Origin of the sequence: Otariodibacter sp. (genome assembly GCF_029256985.1) — a bacterium.
GTDB lineage: Bacteria > Pseudomonadota > Gammaproteobacteria > Enterobacterales > Pasteurellaceae > Otariodibacter.
The window spans coordinates 1-20,587 of record NZ_JARIDQ010000034.1; the positions used below are offsets into that span (position 1 = coordinate 1).

General features: G+C 35.7%; 20 protein-coding genes and 1 pseudogene. 14 read left to right on the top strand and 7 right to left on the bottom strand.

Annotated features, from left to right (window positions below):
• Together Q1J40_RS03440 and Q1J40_RS03445 are read left to right on the top strand one after the other, a co-directional pair.
• Positions 1–311 (top strand): annotated as a pseudogene (locus Q1J40_RS03440) (histone); the annotation flags it as partial.
• Positions 312–379: 68 nt separating this feature from the next.
• A complete protein-coding gene (locus Q1J40_RS03445) occupies positions 380–1,132 on the top strand; it encodes a hypothetical protein (RefSeq protein WP_301098646.1) in 753 nt (250 codons plus the stop codon).
• A 362-nt stretch (positions 1,133–1,494) separates the two neighbouring features.
• On the opposite strand, the gene coaBC is transcribed toward Q1J40_RS03445, so the two are convergent.
• On the bottom strand, positions 1,495–2,700 hold the full coding sequence (coaBC, locus tag Q1J40_RS03450; RefSeq protein ID WP_301098647.1) for a bifunctional phosphopantothenoylcysteine decarboxylase/phosphopantothenate--cysteine ligase CoaBC: 1,206 nt from the start codon (positions 2,698–2,700) through the stop codon (positions 1,495–1,497).
• Between the two features lie 161 nt (positions 2,701–2,861).
• Between coaBC and radC the strand changes: the two genes are divergently transcribed.
• The 5 genes from radC (at position 2,862) to Q1J40_RS03475 (ending at position 7,388) form a co-directional block, all read left to right on the top strand.
• Complete coding sequence (gene radC, locus Q1J40_RS03455; RefSeq protein ID WP_301098648.1) at positions 2,862–3,536, top strand: RadC family protein; 675 nt, start codon at positions 2,862–2,864, stop codon at positions 3,534–3,536.
• A gap of 162 nt (positions 3,537–3,698) precedes the next feature.
• Positions 3,699–3,935: a 50S ribosomal protein L28 gene (rpmB, locus tag Q1J40_RS03460; RefSeq protein ID WP_121123881.1), complete on the top strand. Its 237-nt coding sequence runs from the start codon at positions 3,699–3,701 to the stop codon at positions 3,933–3,935.
• Positions 3,936–3,945: 10 nt separating this feature from the next.
• Positions 3,946–4,116: a 50S ribosomal protein L33 gene (gene rpmG / locus Q1J40_RS03465; RefSeq protein ID WP_005599764.1), complete on the top strand. Its 171-nt coding sequence runs from the start codon at positions 3,946–3,948 to the stop codon at positions 4,114–4,116.
• Positions 4,117–4,428: 312 nt separating this feature from the next.
• Complete coding sequence (locus tag Q1J40_RS03470; RefSeq protein ID WP_301098669.1) at positions 4,429–5,796, top strand: diaminobutyrate--2-oxoglutarate transaminase; 1,368 nt, start codon at positions 4,429–4,431, stop codon at positions 5,794–5,796.
• A gap of 59 nt (positions 5,797–5,855) precedes the next feature.
• A complete protein-coding gene (locus Q1J40_RS03475; protein ID WP_301098650.1) occupies positions 5,856–7,388 on the top strand; it encodes a pyridoxal phosphate-dependent decarboxylase family protein in 1,533 nt (510 codons plus the stop codon).
• A gap of 59 nt (positions 7,389–7,447) precedes the next feature.
• On the opposite strand, the gene trkA is transcribed toward Q1J40_RS03475, so the two are convergent.
• The 4 genes from trkA to nhaA all read right to left on the bottom strand — a co-directional run bounded on the left by trkA (position 7,448) and on the right by nhaA (position 12,520).
• Positions 7,448–8,824, bottom strand: coding sequence for a Trk system potassium transporter TrkA (gene trkA, locus Q1J40_RS03480; RefSeq protein WP_301098651.1), 1,377 nt, complete (start codon positions 8,822–8,824; stop codon positions 7,448–7,450).
• Position 8,825: 1 nt separating this feature from the next.
• Positions 8,826–10,121, bottom strand: a complete 1,296-nt coding sequence (gene rsmB, locus Q1J40_RS03485) for a 16S rRNA (cytosine(967)-C(5))-methyltransferase RsmB (protein WP_301098653.1) — start codon at positions 10,119–10,121, stop codon at positions 8,826–8,828.
• A 1-nt stretch (position 10,122) separates the two neighbouring features.
• On the bottom strand, positions 10,123–11,073 hold the full coding sequence (gene fmt / locus Q1J40_RS03490; RefSeq protein ID WP_301098671.1) for a methionyl-tRNA formyltransferase: 951 nt from the start codon (positions 11,071–11,073) through the stop codon (positions 10,123–10,125).
• Positions 11,074–11,302: 229 nt separating this feature from the next.
• On the bottom strand, positions 11,303–12,520 hold the full coding sequence (gene nhaA, locus Q1J40_RS03495) for a Na+/H+ antiporter NhaA (protein WP_502306655.1): 1,218 nt from the start codon (positions 12,518–12,520) through the stop codon (positions 11,303–11,305).
• A 221-nt stretch (positions 12,521–12,741) separates the two neighbouring features.
• Between nhaA and rpmH the strand changes: the two genes are divergently transcribed.
• Genes rpmH through yidD form a run of 3 tightly spaced genes read left to right on the top strand, consistent with a single transcriptional unit; the run spans position 12,742 to position 13,506 of the window.
• Entirely contained in the window at positions 12,742–12,876 is a 135-nt protein-coding gene (rpmH, locus tag Q1J40_RS03500; protein ID WP_301098656.1) for a 50S ribosomal protein L34, read from the top strand.
• 28 nt (positions 12,877–12,904) lie between these two features.
• Positions 12,905–13,276 (top strand): ribonuclease P protein component, encoded by a 372-nt coding sequence (gene rnpA / locus Q1J40_RS03505; protein ID WP_301098658.1) that lies wholly within the window; start codon positions 12,905–12,907, stop codon positions 13,274–13,276.
• Positions 13,228–13,506, top strand: a complete 279-nt coding sequence (gene yidD / locus Q1J40_RS03510) for a membrane protein insertion efficiency factor YidD (protein ID WP_301098659.1) — start codon at positions 13,228–13,230, stop codon at positions 13,504–13,506. The genes rnpA and yidD overlap by 49 nt, the downstream gene beginning before the upstream one ends.
• Here the strand turns inward: yidD and Q1J40_RS03515 are convergent, their stop codons facing one another.
• Positions 13,507–14,118 (bottom strand): YigZ family protein, encoded by a 612-nt coding sequence (locus tag Q1J40_RS03515; protein ID WP_301098660.1) that lies wholly within the window; start codon positions 14,116–14,118, stop codon positions 13,507–13,509.
• A 178-nt stretch (positions 14,119–14,296) separates the two neighbouring features.
• Between Q1J40_RS03515 and Q1J40_RS03520 the strand changes: the two genes are divergently transcribed.
• The 3 genes from Q1J40_RS03520 (at position 14,297) to Q1J40_RS03530 (ending at position 18,537) form a co-directional block, all read left to right on the top strand.
• The gene (locus Q1J40_RS03520; RefSeq protein ID WP_301098662.1) at positions 14,297–15,265 is read left to right on the top strand and encodes a TAXI family TRAP transporter solute-binding subunit; all 969 of its coding nucleotides are present in this window, start codon (positions 14,297–14,299) and stop codon (positions 15,263–15,265) included.
• A 134-nt stretch (positions 15,266–15,399) separates the two neighbouring features.
• Positions 15,400–18,039 carry a TRAP transporter permease gene (locus tag Q1J40_RS03525; RefSeq protein WP_301098664.1) on the top strand — a complete coding sequence of 880 codons (2,640 nt, stop codon included), beginning with the start codon at positions 15,400–15,402 and terminating at the stop codon, positions 18,037–18,039.
• Positions 18,040–18,111: 72 nt separating this feature from the next.
• On the top strand, positions 18,112–18,537 hold the full coding sequence (locus tag Q1J40_RS03530; protein WP_301098673.1) for a universal stress protein: 426 nt from the start codon (positions 18,112–18,114) through the stop codon (positions 18,535–18,537).
• A gap of 89 nt (positions 18,538–18,626) precedes the next feature.
• Here Q1J40_RS03530 and rpsT read toward each other — a convergent pair whose 3' ends face one another.
• Positions 18,627–18,890 (bottom strand): 30S ribosomal protein S20, encoded by a 264-nt coding sequence (gene rpsT, locus Q1J40_RS03535; RefSeq protein ID WP_301098666.1) that lies wholly within the window; start codon positions 18,888–18,890, stop codon positions 18,627–18,629.
• A 243-nt stretch (positions 18,891–19,133) separates the two neighbouring features.
• Between rpsT and murJ the strand changes: the two genes are divergently transcribed.
• Positions 19,134–20,587 (top strand): murein biosynthesis integral membrane protein MurJ (gene murJ / locus Q1J40_RS03540; protein ID WP_301098667.1); only part of this gene is annotated, 1,454 nt, incomplete at its 3' end.

Below are 20,587 nucleotides of genomic sequence, written 5' to 3' on the forward strand. Positions count from 1 at the left end.
CAGCAGCTAATAAAGCTGAAGATGCTAAAAAAGCAATGACAGATGCTAAAGATGCAGCAGCTAATAAAGCTGAAGATGCTAAAAAAGCAATGACAGATGCTAAAGATGCGGCTGCTAATAAAGCTGAAGATGCTAAAAAAGCAATGACAGATGCTAAAGATGCGGCTGCTAATAAAGCTGGAGATGCTAAAAAAGCGATGACAGATACTAAAGATGCAGTTTCTGATAAAATGTTAGAAGCAAAAGATGCTGTGAAAGATGCAGTTTCTGATGCAAAAGATGCAATGAAAAACATGACGGAAAGTAAATAATTTTATTTTAGGTCAAAACAAAAGGCACAGGTTTCTGTGCCTTTTGTTTAACTAAAAAGGAAAATATTATGAAAAAGAAATCTACCTTAACTATTTTAATATTAACAGCAGGATTTTTATTAACAGCATGTGATAATGGAAAATCACAACTTGAAGCAGATCTAAAATTATCACAAGAACAACTTATTGAAATGCAAACTATTGTTGATGAACAATTAGCTAAAGTACAACAAGTTGCAGAAGAACAAATAACTCAAGCATATCAATCACAAAATCAAAAAATTGCAGAAATCCAAAAACAAGCTGATGAAAAAGTTGCTAAAGCAACAAAAGATGCGGAAGCAAAGATAGCAGAAATTCAAAAACAAGCTGATGAAAAAATTGCAACTATTGAAAAAAAAGCAAAAGCTAAAGAACAAGAAATGGATAGTGCGACAAAAGCACAAATTTTAGAAATGCAAAATAAAATGGATTCTGAAATTGCAAATGCCAAGAAAATTTCTGAAGATAAATGGGAAGAAATGAAGAAATTAATGCAGTCTCAATTTGAAAAAATAGAAGATACTAATATTATTACTAAAGGAGTAGAGAAGGATAATAATAGTGACAATAAGTTTTCTGAAGTTTTTAGTGATGTAAAAGATTCTTTTAATTCTACATTGAAGGATGCGAAAGAAGTTATTGCAGATAAAATGGATAGTGTTGGGAAGGTTATACAAGGCGCAGCTTCTGAGTTAAAGTCAGAGAATAAAGATATTAAATCTGATACATCTAAAGTTAATAAATCAGAAGCTTTAGATGTACAAGAAAAAAATAACTAATTTATAGAAGTTTAATCTAAGAATTTATAAAGAGTCTATACCAAAATTTGTGTAAATAAATACCTGTCTGTTAGATAATTATTATCATCCGTCAGGTATTTTTTTATTTATTAAGAATATATATTATGGGTAGTCTTGAGTAAGATTTTATAGAAATTGTATTAATATTCGGTAAAATCAGTAATAGAAAGAAGGTTATTTTTAAATAGAGCCTCTTGCTTTATTAACTATCTAATTAATGCAGATTTATTTCTAAGTCATCTTCTCAAAAATAAGAAGATTGATATCTTTATGTTTAATAAATAAACAAAAAAATCACAATATTTTTAAAAAAATTGGAGTTAGGGGGTCAGATTAACTTTTTACTTATAAAGAGTTAAAATCTCAACCACTAAACTCTCTGCTAATTTAGACTTATCTGTAAGCGGTAAGATTTTATTTCCATTTTGCCAAAATAGATGCAGGCTATTTTGCTCTGCTCCAAATACTTGTCCACCTGACACATCATTAGCGCAAATTAAATCTAAATTCTTACGGTGTAATTTATCTTTTGCATATTGTTCTAGGTTTTGAGTTTCTGCCGCAAACCCAACTACAAAAGGACGATTTTCTACAAGATGAGCAACGTTAGAAATAATGTCTGGATTTTTAATAAGTTTTAATATGAGTTCGTCATTATCACCTATTTTCTTAATTTTTTGTGTAGCAGCTTGTTCCACTCGATAGTCTGCAACAGCAGCACAACCTATAAAAATTGCAGATTGTTGAGCAGAATTGACCGCTTGTTGCTCCATCTCTAAAGCTGATTTGACGTTAATTCGAGTAACATTCTTTGGTGTGGCAAGATTCACTGGACCTGCAATTAAAGTTACCTTAGCCCCTCGTTTAGCAAAGGCATCCGCAATAGCAAACCCCATTTTCCCTGAGCTATGATTACTAATGTAGCGGACAGGATCGATTGCTTCTTGAGTTGGGCCTGCAGTGATTGTGACAGAAAGATCGGCAAGATCTTGGGCATGGATCGATTGCATAAAATAATTTTCCACAGCGAGGAAGATTTCTGCGGGTTCAGACATTCTACCAGCACCAATATCACCACAAGCTTGAAATCCGTCATTAGGACCGATAGTTAATACACCTTGTTCTTTTAAACTTTGCAAATTTTCTTGCACAATCGACCGCTTGTACATTTGCTGATTCATTGCAGGCGCAATTAAAATTGGTGAAGTGGTAGCAAGGCAAAGTGTCGAAAGGAGATCATTTCCCATTCCGATGCGAAGTCGAGCGATAAAATCTGCAGTAGCGGGAGCTATAACAACTAAATCTGCCCATTTAGCTAATTCAATATGCCCCATAGCTAGTTCTGCTTGAGGATCAAGTAAGGAGGAAGAAACTGCATTGCCAGAAATAGCTTGTAAAGTGAGAGGGGTAACAAATGCTTCTGCTGCAGGAGTTAAGACGACACGCACTTCAGCTTGTGCTTTTTTGAATAAACGGATTAATTCGATCGTTTTATATGCCGCAATTCCACCAGTAATTCCCACAACAATTTTTTTATTTTTTAGCATATGTTTTCCTCCAAGAAATAGAGTGTTATTTTACGCAAATAGACACTCGCTCACAATGTAAATATTTTTGCGAGAGAGATCGAAAAAAATGATGTGAGATTTTGCACAATAGACTGTTTCTTTCTATGGTAAATCTTCGATTGATTAATAGTGTAAATGAGATGGATGAAAGTAATGTTAATGAACTTATGCCTAGAGAGAAATTATTGCAATATGGCGCAGCATCATTAACCGATGAAGAGCTATTAGCTATTTTTTTGCGAACGGGGATTAAAGGCTTGCCGGTAATGGCATTATCTCGACACGTCTTACAATCTTTTGGCTCATTCAGAGCATTATTAACTGCAGAACTTGCTGATTTTTGCCAAATTAAAGGGCTAGGGAAAACCCAATATATTCAGCTTCAAGCAACCAAGGAGATGACAAAGCGTTATCTTTTACAACAAATGAAGACTGAAGAAACGATAGATTCTCCTCAGTTAGCGGTAATGTATTTCCAATCGGAATTAGAAAATGATGAGCGAGAAATATTTATGGTGTTATTTTTAGATAATAAACATCATTTAATAAAAGCCGAGAAAATGTTTTTAGGCACCATCAATCAAGCGTCTGTTTATCCTCGTGAAATCATTAAAGAAGCCCTAAAATGCAATGCGGCAGCAATCATAGTAGCGCATAATCACCCATCGGGTAATTGTACTCCCAGTGAAGCGGATAGATATTTAACACGTAAAATCGAAATGGCGTGTGATTTGGTTGATATTCGTTTTGTTGATCATATTGTAGTGGGGAAAGGAAATTATTTCTCATTCGAGGAGGATAAACTTGACTCATAAAGCAAGTAAATTTTCCTTGAATGAGAATGTTAAAGCAAGTATAATTCACAGTCTTTAAAATAGTCTGTGGGTCGGGTTTATATACCTGACGAGGTAGTCAGTGATTATCCTGATAACCCGAACCATTTAGCTTAAGCTTAAGTAATCATTGGAGAATTTCAAATGTCTAGAGTCTGTCAAGTAACAGGCAAGCGTCCAGCTGTTGGTAACAACCGCTCACACGCATTGAATGCGACAAGACGTCGTTTTCTACCTAACCTTCATACACACCGTTTTTGGGTTGAAAGTGAAAAACGTTTCGTAACTTTACGCTTAACGGCGAAAGGTATGCGTATTATTGATAAAAAAGGCATCGATGCAGTATTAGCTGAAATCCGTGCTCGTGGCGAAAAAATCTAAGGAGTAACTCATGGCAGCTAAAGGTAATCGTGAGAAAATTAGATTAGTTTCAAGTGCTGAAACAGGTCATTTCTACACAACAACTAAAAATAAACGTAATATGCCAGAAAAAATGGAGATCAAAAAATTTGATCCTGTTGTTCGCAAACACGTTATTTACAAAGAAGCAAAAATTAAATAATTTGCATCTTATTTCGATAAAAAGCTCGATAAATTATTATCGAGCTTTTTTATTATTTATAGACAAAGCATTCCCTTTTTAGCTAAAAATCGGTAATATTGCGCCCTCTTAAATATTCCCTATATTTAAGAGTCGTTTCCAACCTATCCCGTTCTTTGGGAATCAATAGGGAAAAACAAAAAAGCTGAAACGCTTTTTTTAATAAGTAGCGAGTCAAATGCCCCAAGGCATCTTATTTTTAGAATAAGAAAGCTTAGCTTTCCGCAAGGCACCCGACTTATTTTTTTAACCTCTTACAGAAGGTCTATTTCTATTATGATAAAAACTCCAGTCAATCCAATTCAACAAGCAACCAATGAATATTATTTAACTCGCCAAAACGAGATGGAATCTAATGTGCGTAGTTATCCGCGTAAGTTACCGCTTGCTATTGCTAAAGCGCAAGGTTGCTGGGTTACTGATGTAGAAGGCAACGATTATTTAGATTGCTTAGCAGGAGCAGGAACACTTGCGTTAGGACATAATCATCCTGATGTGATTCAAGCTATTCAAGATGTTCTTGCTAGCGGATTACCTTTACATACTCTAGATTTAACCACTCCATTAAAAGATGCTTTTACTGAAGAATTACTCTCATTCTTTCCAAAAGATCAATATCGCCTACAATTTTGTGGACCATCTGGTGCAGATGGTACAGAAGCTGCGGTTAAATTAGCAAAAACCTACACAGGACGAGGCAATGTAATCGCCTTTTCTGGAGGCTACCACGGGATGACTCATGGTTCCCTTTCTATGACAGGGAATTTAGGCGCAAAAAATGCTGTACAAAACTTAATGGCTGGCGTGCAATTTATGCCATATCCACACGAATACCGTTGTCCTTTAGGATTAGGTGGAGAAGCGGGTATTGATGCTTTAACTTACTACTTTGAAAACTTTATTGAAGATGTGGAAAGCGGTGTAGTTAAACCTGCTGCGGTAATTCTTGAAGCAATTCAAGGGGAAGGTGGAGTTGTGCCAGCGCCAGTGAAATGGTTACAAAAGATTCGTGAAGTTACTAAAAAACACGGTATCGTATTGATCTTAGACGAAGTTCAAGCAGGATTCTGTCGTTCAGGTAAAATGTTTGCCTTTGAACATGCGGGAATCGAACCTGATGTGGTTGTAATGTCCAAAGCCGTTGGAGGAAGTTTACCTCTTGCAGTACTTGCAATTAAGAAAGAATTTGATGCTTGGCAACCAGCAGGCCATACAGGTACTTTCCGTGGCAACCAAATGGCAATGGCGACAGGTTATGCTTCATTAAAAGTGATGAAGGAGCAAAACCTTGCGAAAAATGCCCAAGAACGTGGCGATTTCTTACAATCTGAATTAAAAACATTAGCAGAACAATATCCATGTATCGGCAATGTGCGTGGTAAAGGTTTAATGATTGGTATTGAAATCGTGGATGAACGCCAAGCTCAAGATAGAATAGGGGCATATCCTGCTGATGGAGTTTTAGCCGCAGAAATTCAAAAAGCGTGTTTCAAAAATAAATTATTATTAGAACGCGGTGGTCGTGGTGGAAACGTAGTCCGTATTCTTTGTCCATTGATAATCACTCAAGCAGAATGTGAAGAAATGATCAAACGTTTCTCTCAATCTATAAAAGATGCATTAAACGCAACACGTGGATAAATTCCCAAATACTTTACCTCTCTTAAATTAAGAGAGGTTCCTCTTATTAGGACTATAAAATGATTGATTTTGCAAAACATAAACAGGCATTACTGTGCAATGATCCTAACTCTATTGCTGATTATGAAGCAGCGATGGCAGAAGCGGTACAAGCGGTCAGTTCATGGTTGAAAAATGAAAAAATGTACACGGGTGGTAGTATTAAACAATTGCGTGAAGCGATTGCATTTACTCCATCAAAAGAAGGACTTGGTGTTGAAAAATCATTACACCGCTTAATTGACTTATTCTTGAATAAAAGCTTAAAGGTTCATCATCCTCATTCATTGGCACACTTACATTGTCCAACAATGGTAACAAGCCAAATTGCAGAAGTGTTAATCAATGCGACTAACCAATCAATGGATTCTTGGGATCAAAGCCCTGCTGGTTCATTGATGGAAGTACAGCTGATTGAATGGCTACGTGAAAAAGTTGGATATGGCAAAGGGCAAGCAGGGGTTTTCACTTCTGGCGGCACACAATCCAATCTTATGGGGGTTTTGTTAGCTCGTGATGCGTGTATAGCAAAAAATTGGCAAGATAGCGAAGGTAATCCTTGGTCTGTTCAGAAAGATGGTATTCCAGCAGAAGCCATGCAAAAAGTAAAAGTCGTGTGTTCTGAAAATGCTCACTTTTCTGTGCAAAAAAATATGGCAATGATGGGAATGGGTTTCCAATCTGTCGTAACTGTACCAAGTAATGCCAATGCTCAAATGGATGTTGATGCTTTAGCAAAAACTTTGGCGGATCTGACCGCTGATGGCAAGATCGTAGCTTGTGTTGTGGCGACAGCAGGTACAACTGATGCAGGAGCGATTGATCCTCTCAAAGAAATCCGAGCAATCACAGATCAATATGGCATCTGGATGCACGTTGATGCAGCATGGGGCGGAGCATTACTGCTTTCAAATGATTATCGCCATTGGTTAGATGGTCTTGAGCTAACGGATTCTGTTACCTTAGATTTCCACAAACATTTCTTCCAAAGTATTTCTTGTGGGGCATTTCTACTCAAAAATGAAGAAGATTATCGTTATATTGATTACAAAGCGGATTATCTTAATTCAGAATATGATGAAGAACACGGCGTGCCAAATCTAGTGGCTAAATCATTACAAACCACTCGTCGTTTTGATGCATTAAAATTATGGTTTACGATTGAAGCATTAGGTGAATCACTTTATGGATCAATGATTGATCACGGTATCAAATTGGCAAGACAAGTGGCAGATTACATTACATCAACTGACGAATTAGAAATGTTAGTTGAACCTCAATTTGCTTCAGTATTATTCCGTGTTGTGCCTAAGGGGTATCCTGTTGAGTTTATCGATAGCTTAAATCAAAACGTGGCAGATGAGTTATTTGCTCGTGGAGAGGCGAATATTGGTGTAACGAAGGTTGGTAATGTGCAATCATTAAAAATGACATTACTTAGCCCAGTTGCTACATTTGATGATGTTAAATCCTTATTAGATCAGGTTTTAACAGAATCCAATCGAATTAAACAATCGATTGTGAAAGGCGAATATACGCCACCGATAGATTAATTATATATGTAAAAAAGTCTCATAAACTTAGCTTATGAGGCTTTTTATATTTAGGTTAATTATAGATAGAAGCTACTCACTTGGAATAATTTTTCGATTTCACCCACTTGCTTTCTATCGTTAAGTAATAAAATCAAATGATCATTTTCTTCTATTATTGTTGATTTGTGCGCAATAATGATATGATTATTACGGATAATTGCACCAATGACAGCACCTTGAGGTAGCTTTATTTCACTCATTTTTAAACCGACAACTTTAGAGGATTCACTATCACCATGAGCAATAATTTCGATCGCTTCAACTTCTCCTTGCCTAAATGAAGCTACTTTTACAATGTCACCTTTGCGAACATGACTAGATAATGCAGAAATTGTTGCCTGTTGTGGAGATAATGCGATATCAATAGATCCTCCTTGAATTAAGTTTAAATAAGCAAGTCTCTGTACTAATACGATTGCTTTAGTTACTCCCAAACGTTTGGCAAGTAATCCTGACATAATATTGGCTTCATCATCACTGGTAAAAGCTAAGAATAAATCAATATTTTCAATATGCTCTTCAAACAATAGCTCTTGGTCTGATGCATCACCACATAGAACAAGTGTGTTGGATAGTTTTTCAGAAAGTCTTTCTGCTTTTTCTTGGTCTCGCTCCAATAATTTTACACTATAATTTTGTTCAAGATTTTTAGCTAATTCAGTACCAATATTCCCACCTCCCACAATCATAATTCGTTTATGTGGTTTTTCTAAACGTTGTAATTCTGACATCACAGCTTTAATATTATTTTTTGCACAAATAAAAAAGACCTCATCACCAGCTTCTATAATTGTTGAGTTTTGTGGAACAAATCCCTTATCTTGGCGAAAAATAGATAGAATTTGGGTTTCAATATAAGGAAGATGATCGATTAAAACTGAAATGGGATACCCTACAAGAGGTCCACCATAATAAGCTTTAACATGAACGATACTGATTAAATTATTAGCAAAATGTGCAACTTGTAATGCTCCTGGATAATCAATTAAACGTAAAATTTCTTGAGTGACTAAAAGTTCTGGAGCGATAATATGATCAATAGGTAACACTGAGTTACTAAATAATACATCACTTTCATACACATAATCAGGATTTCTAATCCGTGCAATTTTTGTTGGAACATTAAATAATGTATATGCGATTTGACAAGCGATCATATTGCTTTCATCGCTATTAGTTACTGCAACAATTAAATCGGCATCACTTGCTCCAGCTTGACGAAGAATTCGAGGAGAAGCGGCATTTCCTTTAACAACCTGTAAGTCGTGTTTATCTTGTAATTTGTTAAGGCGAGATTGATCATCATCAATGATAACAATATCATTATCATCATTAGATAAATATTCAGCTAACGTTGTACCAACTTGTCCTGCACCTAATATAATAATCTTCATATTAATTTGCTCGTTTTATCAATTTTGCGTAGAAGAATCCATCTCCCCCATTGAGTGTTGGGAAAAATTGTTTCTCTGTGATTTTTTTACCATTTAAACTTATTTCGACTAATTTAGCACTTCTTGTTTTTTCAACAAAACGTTTAATCTGTAAACTATTCTCTTCAGGCAGAACAGAGCAAGTTGCATAAAGCAATACACCATTAGGCTTTAATTTCTTCCAAAGTGCTGAAAGTATTTTACGCTGTAGTTCTGCAAGCTCTTCAATATCACTTTCTTTGCGTAACCATTTAATATCTGGATGACGGCGAATAACTCCTGTTGCAGAACAAGGTGCGTCTAATAAAATTCGGTCAAATAACTTATCTTCTTCAAGCCACTGTTCAGGCTGAGTGGCATCACCACATAAAACCGTAGCGTGTTGCCCTAAGCGTTGTAAATTTTCTTCAACCCGTTTTAAACGTGATGATTCAATATCCACAGCGATTACATTCGCTTGAGGAGCCAATTCTAGGATATGAGTCGTTTTCCCCCCCGGAGCAGCACAAGCATCTAAAATCCATTCGCCATTTTGTGGTTCAAGCCAGTGTGCCGACCATTGAGCGTGGGCATCTTGTACTGTCACTCCACCTGTTGCAAAATTTGGTAAAGAAGTGACCGCTTGCGGATTCACTAAACGAATCGCTGAATCAGGGATTTCATTAGCGTTATCTGTTGCCACGTTATCACCTAATAATTTTGCGTAATCATTGGTTGAAATTTGCTGAGTATTGACTCTTAACCACATTGGCGGACGTTGGTTATTGGCTTCAATAATTTCTCGCCAGTGAGGATAAGCTTTCTTCAATTTATTTACTAGCCATTCTGGGTGTAAGGTTTGCCAATGTTTATCTACCTTGGCAAGAATGCTATCTTGCTCACGTAAAAAACGGCGTAGCACTCCGTTGGTTAAGGCTCTAAAGCTATCTAGCTTTAATGTTTTAGTCGCATTAACCACTTCGTCTACAGCAGAGTGAGCGGGCACTCTCATATAAAGTAATTGGTATAATCCAACTAATAATAAGCAATGGACTAATCTGGTTTTGCCTTTGAGTGGTTTGGCTACTAATAACTTAATAATAGATTCTAAGCGAGGAAGTACACGACATACTCCGAATGTGATTTCTTGAATGAAGGGTAAATCTTTTACATCCACCTCTTGTTGAATTTGTGGAATTAAAGCAGAAAGGGATTTACCCTCATCCAAAACTTGACGAATAATTTGGGCTGAAATGGCTCGAGAAGATAGTTTTTTCAATTTAGATTACCTCTCCCACCTTAAACCATTCTCCTCGTCCATTCAGGAAATCTTGGACTGACATAGGTTTTTTACCAGCTGGTTGTAATTGTGTGATATTTAGTACGCCTTCTTTAGTCGCAATTTGGATACCTTTTTTATCAACGGACAATATCATTCCCACTGTTTTATTTTGATGAGGTAACACTTCTGCTTGATAAACTTTAATACGTTCTTGTTTGCCATCTACGATTAAATTTAGGTAAGCAATCGGAGAGGGATTAAAGGCACGAATGTTTCTTTCTAACTGACAAGCGGTAAGATCCCAGTCAAGTTTTGCTTCTTCCTTGGTAAGCTTTTCCGCATAGTTTGCTAACTCTTCTTGTTGTTTTTCTGGCACAAACTGACCGCTTGTTAATCCATTGAGTACGTCAATTAATGCTGGAGGGGCAAGCTCTGCTAAACGTTCATACAGTGATGCTGAGGTTTCAGTTGGTAAAATAGATGTCGTTACTTTATATAGCATATCGCCCGTATCTAATCCAATATCCATTTGCATAATGGTAACACCAGTTTCTTGATCGCCTGCCCAGATTGCACGTTGAATTGGTGCTGCACCACGCCAGCGAGGGAGTAGTGAGCCATGCACATTAAGACAACCATAACGAGGTATATCTAATATTGCTTTCGGTAAAATTAAGCCATAAGCCACAACGACCATAACATCCGCACCTAAAGTTGCAAACTCCGCTTGAGCCTCTTCTTTTCGTAAGGATTTTGGTTGATAAACTGGGATATTATGTGATTCAGCAAGTTTTTTTACTGGGCTTGATTGTAGTTTTTTCCCTCGACCAGCAGGCTTATCTGGTTGAGTATAAACTGCAATGACATCATGTTCAGAATCTAACAAAGCTTGTAAATGTATTGCTGCAAAATCAGGTGTCCCTGCAAAAATAATCTTTAATTTATTTATATTCATAAAGTAACATTAGTTGTGATATTAGTTGTCTATTGTAACGCAAAAAGAGTTATAACGCAGAAAAGTACTATTAAATAATAACAGTACAAAACTAAAAGAGTCATTAAGAAAAGGTATTATTATAATGTTTGAAGTTTACGTTTATGGCGCTGTCTATAAAAATATAATGAATTCAATAAAATTGTACAATTCTATTGAATTCATTATATGAAGATTTTTCTGATTAATTATGTTCTTGTTTGGCAGTACAGTAGCGTAACAAGAAATAACCTAGTATTGCAGAAACAGAAGATCCAATCAAAATCCCTAATCTAGCTAAAGGCATCAATTGTTTGTCTACATTATCTCCAAATGCTAAACCTGCTAAGAACATTGACATGGTAAATCCAATTCCACATAGGATAGAAATTGCAAAAATATGTTTGAAATTAATTTTTTTAGGTAGTTGCGCAATTCTTAGTTTGACAGCTATATAGCTAAATAAAAAGACACCAAGTGGCTTTCCAATTAAAAGCCCCAAGATAACACCTAGTGTTAATGGTGAAGTTAAACTATTAATTCCCATGCCAGATAATGATACACCAGCATTAGAAAAAGCAAAGAGTGGTAGAATTACAAAGGAACACCATGGTGCAAGAATATGTTCTAAATCTACTAATGGAGTTTCATCTTTTTCCCCTTTTAATGGAATACAAAAACCAATAATAACTCCAGCCAATGTAGCATGAACCCCTGATTTTAAGACAGAAGCCCATAAAATAATACCTACAACAATATAAGCACAAAGAGCAGTTACTTTCATTCGATTCAGTGTAATTAATATAGCAACGGCAATACCTGCAGAAATTAATGCAGTGGTACTTAGTTCGTGAGAAAAGAATATAGCGATAACAACAATAGCACCGAGATCATCAATAATGGCTAGTGCAAGTAAAAATATTTTTAAAGCAAAAGGGACTCGTTTACTCAAAAGAGCAAGTACACCAAGAGCAAAAGCAATATCTGTTGCCATTGGAATAGCCCAACCAGATTGATTTTCTGGTATATTATGGTTTAATCCCCAGTAAATCAAAGCAGGGACGATCATCCCGCCTATTGCCCCCATTGCTGGGAAAATGGCTTTTTGATAGCTAGATAAAGCACCAATTAGTAATTCTCTTTTTACTTCTAATCCAACTAAAATAAAGAACACGGCCATAAATCCATCATTGACCCACATAAGTAGTGGTTTATGAATTTCAAATAATCCAATTTGGATTCGGACTGGCATATCCAAAAAGTCAAAATAAAGGTTCTCTAATGGAGTATTTGCTAGAATTATGGCAATACTAGCGAAAAGTAATAGCAAAATCCCACTTGCGGATTCTAGTTTCAAAAAATTTTTTATAAGTTTAATCAAGTTTATTCTCCTAAAAACTAAATTAGTTTTCTCTTGTAACATACCACTTTTTCATTTATTTTTCACTAATAAACAGATTCTGAAATAGCATGAGATAAAGATAATTCTTATGGATAAAAACATATTATTTTGTTGAATGTAACTACAAAATATAACTATTATTCCTTGATCTTTACTTACTTTATCGGTAGAATTCGCACTCTATTTTTATCATTATTGTTTTGGCATAAGCCAACATTTTATTACATTTTTAGGTAGATAACATGAAACGTACATTTCAACCATCAGTCTTAAAGCGTGCTCGTACTCACGGGTTCCGTGCTCGTATGGCAACTAAAAACGGTCGCCAAGTATTAGCACGTCGTCGTGCTAAAGGTCGTAAAAATTTATCTGCATAATTTGTGGATATCAGCAAATGCACTCTGTGTGAATAAGCTAACTTTTTCTCGGGAGCTACGTTTGTTAGCTCCCGTTCAATTTAAAGCAGTCTTCGAACAGCCGTTTCGAGCTAGTACTCCTCAACTTACTCTTCTTGCTCGACAAAATAATTTTGATAAGCCTCGTTTAGGTTTAACTGTTGCTAAAAAACATTTAAAACGTGCTCATGATAGAAATCGTATCAAACGTATTGTACGTGAGAGCTTTCGTCTAAAGCAGCATGAATTACCTTGTTATGATTTCGTATTTATTGCTAAAGGTGGGATTGGTAAATTGAGCAATCAAGAATTATTTGAAACATTAGAAAAATTATGGCATCGCCACATTCGTCTATCACAAAAAAACAAAGAACAAGTTTAATTGCCTATTTATTGATAGGGATTATTAAGTTCTATCGTTATTTTATCAGTCCATTAATTGGCCCTCGTTGTCGATTTCAACCAACTTGTTCGCTATATGCTTTAGAAGCGATTCGTATTCATGGTGGGTTAAAAGGTTGTTGGTTAGCAGTAAAGCGTATTGCACGTTGTCATCCTTTAAGTAAAGGTGGAGAGGATCCTGTTCCACCAAAATGTAATTGTAGAAAATAATTATTCTACTTTATTTAGTGTGAGTTTTCCTGAAAAGCGTTGAGTGAGTAAGTTTTTAACCTGTGATAAATGAGACGGATTGAGTCCAATTATTAAATTTATTTTTTCAGTAAATTCCTGTTCAATTATAGTGATATCTTGTTCATTAAATAGATTTTGTAGGCTATGAAATTGATCATATTCACATTGTAAGCGGTAAGATTCACGCAATACTTTACGTTTTTTTTCAACTTGTTGAAGAGCCTGTTGAACTCCATTTCCATAAGCTTTAACCAATCCACCAGTTCCAAGCAAAATACCGCCATAATAACGCACAACAACTGCACTAATTTCCCCTAACCCACTTCCTTGTAAATGATTGAGCATAGGCTTTCCTGCTGTACCGGAAGGTTCCCCATCATCAGAAAATCCATATTGTTGGGAATCATCAGGCGATCCTGCAACGCAAGCCCAACAATGATGGCGTGCTTGAGAGTGCAGTGTCTTTATTTCTGCCCAAAATGCCTTGGCTTGTTCTAAGCCTTCAGTGTGGCGGATATAGGTTATAAATCTACTTTTTTTGATCTCTTCTTCAAAAATAGTTTGTTGAGTATTTGGGATAAAAAATTCCATAATTCGTCTTTTTAAGGTAAAAATCGTGAATATTTTGTGAAGTTAGTCTTATTTTAGTGATAAATGATTTGCATATATATTTAAAGTTTAGTATATCTAATAAATATTTTTTGACAAATCTCAATATAAAACGAAATGTAGCAATATGCTATTCCTTCCCGATACAAGGAACTATTAAATGAAAAATTTATTCAAATTTTCTTTGCTTACAACTTTAGCAATGTCGACTTTTTCTGTTTCTGCTCAAGCTGAAGAGCAGTTTATTACTATTGGTACTGGTGGTCAAACAGGGGTTTATTATGTAGTAGGACAATCTGTGTGCCAACTTGTAAACCGTGATACAGCAAAAACACAAATTAAATGTAATGCACCATCAACAGGTGGTTCAGTAGCAAATTTAAATTCAATTGCAGATCACCAAATGGATATGGGGATTGCTCAATCAGACTGGCAATATCATGCGTACAATGGTACAAGTTCATTTGAAAATAAAAAGAATGATAAATTACGTGCAATTTTCTCAATTCATCCAGAACCGTTTACAGTAATGGCCCGTGATGATGCAAGTATTGCGACTTTTGATGATTTAAAAGGTAAAAGAGTAAACGTTGGCGATCCGGGTTCAGGTACACGTGCAACAATGAATGTTATTTTAGATGCAAAAGGTTGGACAGATAAAGAGTTTAAGGTTGCTTCTGAATTAAAACCGTCAGAAATGGCTTCTGTAATGTGTGATAACAATTTAGATGCAATCACTTATAATGTTGGTCATCCAAACGGTGCATTAAAAGAAGCGGCTGCGTCTTGTAATACACATTTAGTACCTGTAACAGGTGAAGTTATTGATAAATTAGTTGCAGAACATCCTTACTATGCAAAAGCAACTATTCCAGGTGGATTATACAAAGGTTCTGATGAACCAGTCGATACGTTTGGTGTATATGCAACATTGGTTACTTCTGCTGATGTAGACGATGATAAAGTTTATGCAGTAGTTAAAGCAGTATTTGATAACTTCTCTCGTTTCAAACGCTTACATCCAGCATTTGCAAATCTTACAGAACAAGATATGATTAAGAACGCACTTTCAGCCCCTCTTCACAATGGCGCAGTACGTTATTACAAAGAGCGTGGTTGGATTAAATAATCTTAATCTTGATTAAAAATAAGAGGCAGGTTAATCCTGCCTTTTTCAGTTTAACCTTACAAGCGGTCATTTATTCGATATATTTTGCAAATTATTTAAAATAAGATTGCTTATTTTTGATTTTAGGAATTTTTATGTCCAAACAAGACAATACTGTTAATTATGATGATTTACAGGATATGGTAGCATCAAATGATGCGGGTGGACGAAACCCAAGTGGGCTAACAAAAAAGACTATTATCGCTATTGCTATTCTATGGTCTTTATTTCAGCTCTATTACACTTCACCTTTACCATTTTGGCTACAAGAAGTAGTGAGAAATTGGGGATGGGATCTTAATGTTGTTATTGATGACACTAAGGCTCGGTCTATTCATTTAGCGTTTGCTTTATTTTTAGCTTATCTTTCATTCCCAGCATTTTCATCATCACCGAAACACAAGGTTCCGTATCAAGACTGGCTATTTGCAGTTTTAGGTGCTTTTTTAGGTGCATATTATCTTTTCTTTTATGATGGGTTAGTAACTCGTTTTGGTGCGCCAAATACGCAAGATATTATTGCAGGATGCTTAGGTATTCTCATTCTATTAGAGGCTTGTCGTCGTAGCTTAGGATTACCATTAGTGATTATTGCAGGTGTCTTTTTACTGTATAACTATTTTGGCCAGTTTTTACCAACAAGTTGGATTATTAGCCATCGTTCAGGTTCATTATCACAAATCATCAACCAACAATGGATCACAACAGAAGGAGTCTTTGGTGTTGCTCTTGGGGTATCGACAAAATATGTGTTTTTATTCGTATTATTTGGGGCGTTATTAGATAAAGCAGGTGCGGGAAACTACTTCATCAAAACTGCATTTGCATACTTAGGACACTTTAGTGGTGGTCCAGGTAAAGCGGCGGTGGTTTCTTCCGGTTTAACAGGGTTAGTCTCTGGTTCGTCTATTGCTAACGTAGTAACAACAGGAACTTTTACGATTCCTATGATGAAACGTGTTGGTCTAAATGCCGAAAAAGCAGGGGCGGTTGAGGTTGCTTCATCGGTAAATGGACAAATTATGCCACCTGTAATGGGGGCTGCCGCTTTCTTAATGATTGAATACGTTAATATGCCGTATAGTGAGTTAATTACTCATGCATTTTTACCTGCACTCATTTCATATATCGCATTAGTTTATATTGTACATTTAGAAGCACAAAAATTAGGCTTGAATGGCTTAGAGCGAGTAGAACCTGCTAGCCCATTTTTAGCAACGCTATTAAAAACCGTTTCGTCTATTTTAGTTGTGGTTATATTAGGGATGGCTGTTTATTATGGACTAGGTTGGATTAAAAATGTTATTCCAAATTTAGCGTTCCTAATTGTCGCAATTGTACTTGCGTTAGCTTATATTGGTTTAATTCGTCGAGTTGCAAAATTCCCTGATTTAGAAATGGATGATCCAAATTCTAAAGTAGTGAAACTACCTTATCGTAAACCAACAGTGAATGCAGGCTTACATTACTTATTACCCGTAGTGGTATTGATGTGGTGTTTAATGGTCGAACAGATGTCACCGGGGTTATCAGCATTCTGGGGGACTGTTGCTTTAAGCTTTATTTTAGTAACACAACGTCCATTATTAAGCTTATTCCGTAGAGATAATACCCATAAGCTTTCGTTATTTAGACAAGGTGTACAAGAGTTAATTGATGGTTTGGAATCAGGTGCAAGAAATATGATTGGTATCGGTATCGCAACTGCGACAGCAGGTATTATCGTAGGCGTTGTATCTTTAACAGGTTTTGGTGTTCAGCTTTCAGGTATCATTGAAATGCTTTCAATGGGCAATATTTTATTAATGTTGATCCTTGTGGCAATCTTCAGCTTGATACTTGGCATGGGATTACCAACTACTGCAAACTATATTGTTGTTTCTTCATTAATGGCCTTAGTAATTGTCGAAATTGGTAAACAAAATGGTTTAATCGTACCATTAATCGCAGTGCATCTCTTTGTTTTCTATTTCGGTATTATGGCAGATGTTACACCTCCAGTCGGTTTAGCTTCCTTTGCTGCTGCGGCAATTTCAGGAGGAAGTCCAATCAAAACTGGGGTACAAGCATTTTACTATAGCTTAAGAACCGTGATTTTACCTTTCCTTTTCATATTCAATACGGACTTGCTATTGATTGATGTGGGCTGGGCGAAAGGATTATTAGTCTTTGTAACGGCAACTATCGGAATTTTAGTATTCACTGCTGCAACAATGAATTTCTTCTTTACCAAGAATAAATGGTGGGAAACATTAGTGTTAATCCTTGCGGCGTTCACATTGTTCCGCCCAGGGTTCTTTATGGAAGAGATTTCTCCAACTTCTTATCATGTTGAACCAACTCAATTAGTACAAGAAATAGGAAAATCTAAAGTAGGCGAAAAAATGATGCTAAAAGTACGTGGTTTAGATCCTTATGGTACAGAAATCGAATTTTATTCAGAATTAGTTGTGCCAGAAGGTAAAACAGGTGAAGAGCGTATTGAAGCATTAGGCCTAATGTTGTTAGATACTGGAGAACAGATTGAAATTAATGGTAAACCATCACCTAAGATTTTAATTGATAATGTTGAAATTGATTCACCAGCCGCAAAAGCAGGATTGAATTGGGATCAAATAATTCTTGATGTTGCATTCCCTCAAGATTCTATTGCAAAAGAATGGATGTTTATTCCAGCATTACTACTTATTTGGGTAATCGCTTGGAATCAACGTCGTCGAGTTAAAAAACAGTAGCTTACAAGCGGTGAGATTATGACAAAATTTTGCAATAATCTTACCGCTTTAATCATCTTTAAAGGACAGACTATGTATAATAAAATATTGATTGCCGTTGATTTAAGTAATCTTGAGAGTGCGAAGTTTGTGGTTGAAACAGCTCAAAAAATAACAGCACATAATCCAAATGCAATTTATCGAGTTGTAACAATCATTGAACCAATTGACGATAGCTTTATTTCTGCATTTTTACCGAAAAACTTTGATAAATCTGTTGTAGAAGAAGCAAATAAAGCGCTCCATGATTTCACTAAAGCACATTTCCCTAAAGGATCTCGAGTACAGCATATCGTTGCTCATGGCACAATTTATGAAGAAATTAATCGTATTGCGGAAGAGAAGGATATTGATTTAATTGTGATGCTTGCAAGTAGTAAACCACAAGCTAAAGGACTTAGTTCTAATACAGTTAAAGTAGTACGATATTGTAAAAAGCCTATTCTTGTTCTACGTTGATGCGTTAAATTATTCAATAAAAAAACCGACCTAAGCGGTCGGTTTCTCTAAGAAATTTGCAAATTTTCTTTTAACCAATAAAAAAGCGATTAAGCTAATTTTTTGATTTGTGCTACTAATTTAGATTTGTGGTTAGCTGCTTTATTTGCATGGATAAGGCCTTTAGATGCCATACGATCCAATACTTTTTGCATTTCAACGAAAGCTGCTTCAGATGCTGCTTTATCACCAGTAGCGATAGTTGCATAAACTTTTTTAATGAAAGTACGCATCATAGAGCGTTGGCTTGCATTGTGTTGGCGACGTTTTTCAGATTGAATCGCGCGTTTTTTTGCTGACTTGATATTAGCCAAGGTCAAACTCCTAAAAAAATATCTGTGTAAAAAATAAAAACACAAAAAGCTTAAGCTTTTTATGTGCTATCGATAGTTTAAATATTCATTTTCAACGAGACACGTGCTTGAAAATAACATCGTTTCACGCAAGAAATGAGTCTTGTGTAAAAGATAGGGGGAGATTTTAGCAGTTTTTTTCTGATTTTCCTATAACAAACTGCTAAAATCCAGATCAAAATTTTATGAATCAAGAGAAATAATGTGAGTAATAAATTATTAAAATCAGGAATAGTAGTTAGTTCAATGACACTATTATCTCGCATATTAGGATTAATTCGAGATATTGTGGTTGCTAATTTATTAGGAACCAGTGTTGCAGCAGATGTGTTTTTATTTGCTAATCGCATTCCTAACTTCCTTCGTAGATTGTTTGCCGAAGGTGCTTTTTCTAAAGCTTTCGTTCCCGTTCTTGCAGAATACAATGCTGATGACGATATAAATAAAACAAGAGAGTTTATTGCTAAAGTATCGGGAACATTAGGTGGATTAGTTACGATTGTGACTTTAGTCGGTGTAATAGCTTCTCCTGTTGTAGCTGGATTGTTTGGCACGGGGTGGTTCGTTGATTGGTTACAAGATGGACCTGATGCAGAAAAATTTACGCAAGCATCGTTACTTTTAAAAATTACTTTCCCTTATCTATGGTTTATTACCTTTGTTGCTTTATCGGGCGCAGTATTAAATACCTTGGGTAAATTTGGAGTAATGGCTTTTTCCCCAGTTTTATTAAATGTAGCAATTGTTGCTATGGCAATTTTAGGTGCACCTTATTTTGATAATCCTAATGTTGCATTAGCATGGGGTGTATTTCTTGGTGGGTTACTTCAATTTTTATTCCAAATTCCTTATCTCAAAAAAGAAGGATTATTAGTTAAGCCTCAGTGGGCATGGAATGATGAAGGAGTAACAAAAGTTAGAACCTTAATGATTCCTGCTTTGTTTGGGGTATCCGTTACACAAATTAACTTGCTATTAAACCAGATCATTGCAAGCTTCTTGATTACAGGTTCGATCAGTTGGCTTTATTATGCTGATCGATTAATTGAATTTCCTCTTGGTTTATTTGGAATCGCTATTTCTACCGTGGTATTACCTAGTCTTTCTCGTATTGCTAAACAAAAAAATTTAGAAAGTGAAAAACGGTCTCAGGCTTTTGCTAATACCATGGACTGGGGGGTAAGAATGGTTTTATTACTTGGTATTCCAGCGATGATAGGTATAGCAGTATTATCAGAACCTTTGGTTATGACATTGTTTATGCATGGAAGATTCCAGCTAATTGATGTTATTGCATCAGGAAATGCCTTATTTGTGATGTGTTTTGGTTTAATTAGTTATATGTTAATTAGCGTATTAGCTAATGGTTTTTATGCTCACCAAAATACTAAAACACCCGTTAAGATAGGTGTCATTGCTGCTATTAGTAATATCTGCTTTGGCGTATTGGCTATTCCATTTGGATATATCGGACTTGCAATGGCCTCAGCATTATCTGCATTAGTGAATGCAAGTTTATTGTATCGGGCCTTAGTAAAAAATAATATTTATAAAGTGAGTATAAAAACAGCAATATTTACCCTTAAATTATTGATTGCTGGTTGTATGATGGGTGCAATTGTTTCCTATTTTTCACCAGATTTAATTCAATGGGCATC

Coding starts and splice junctions, on each gene's coding strand:
- Q1J40_RS03445 (WP_301098646.1), top strand. CDS start 380: ATGAAAAAGAAATCTACCTTAACTATTTTAATATTAACAGCAGGATTT.
- coaBC (WP_301098647.1), bottom strand. CDS start 2,700: ATGCTAAAAAATAAAAAAATTGTTGTGGGAATTACTGGTGGAATTGCG.
- radC (WP_301098648.1), top strand. CDS start 2,862: ATGGATGAAAGTAATGTTAATGAACTTATGCCTAGAGAGAAATTATTG.
- rpmB (WP_121123881.1), top strand. CDS start 3,699: ATGTCTAGAGTCTGTCAAGTAACAGGCAAGCGTCCAGCTGTTGGTAAC.
- rpmG (WP_005599764.1), top strand. CDS start 3,946: ATGGCAGCTAAAGGTAATCGTGAGAAAATTAGATTAGTTTCAAGTGCT.
- Q1J40_RS03475 (WP_301098650.1), top strand. CDS start 5,856: ATGATTGATTTTGCAAAACATAAACAGGCATTACTGTGCAATGATCCT.
- trkA (WP_301098651.1), bottom strand. CDS start 8,824: ATGAAGATTATTATATTAGGTGCAGGACAAGTTGGTACAACGTTAGCT.
- nhaA (WP_502306655.1), bottom strand. CDS start 12,520: ATGTTACAAGAGAAAACTAATTTAGTTTTTAGGAGAATAAACTTGATT.
- rpmH (WP_301098656.1), top strand. CDS start 12,742: ATGAAACGTACATTTCAACCATCAGTCTTAAAGCGTGCTCGTACTCAC.
- yidD (WP_301098659.1), top strand. CDS start 13,228: ATGGCATCGCCACATTCGTCTATCACAAAAAAACAAAGAACAAGTTTA.
- Q1J40_RS03515 (WP_301098660.1), bottom strand. CDS start 14,118: ATGGAATTTTTTATCCCAAATACTCAACAAACTATTTTTGAAGAAGAG.
- Q1J40_RS03520 (WP_301098662.1), top strand. CDS start 14,297: ATGAAAAATTTATTCAAATTTTCTTTGCTTACAACTTTAGCAATGTCG.
- Q1J40_RS03525 (WP_301098664.1), top strand. CDS start 15,400: ATGTCCAAACAAGACAATACTGTTAATTATGATGATTTACAGGATATG.
- Q1J40_RS03530 (WP_301098673.1), top strand. CDS start 18,112: ATGTATAATAAAATATTGATTGCCGTTGATTTAAGTAATCTTGAGAGT.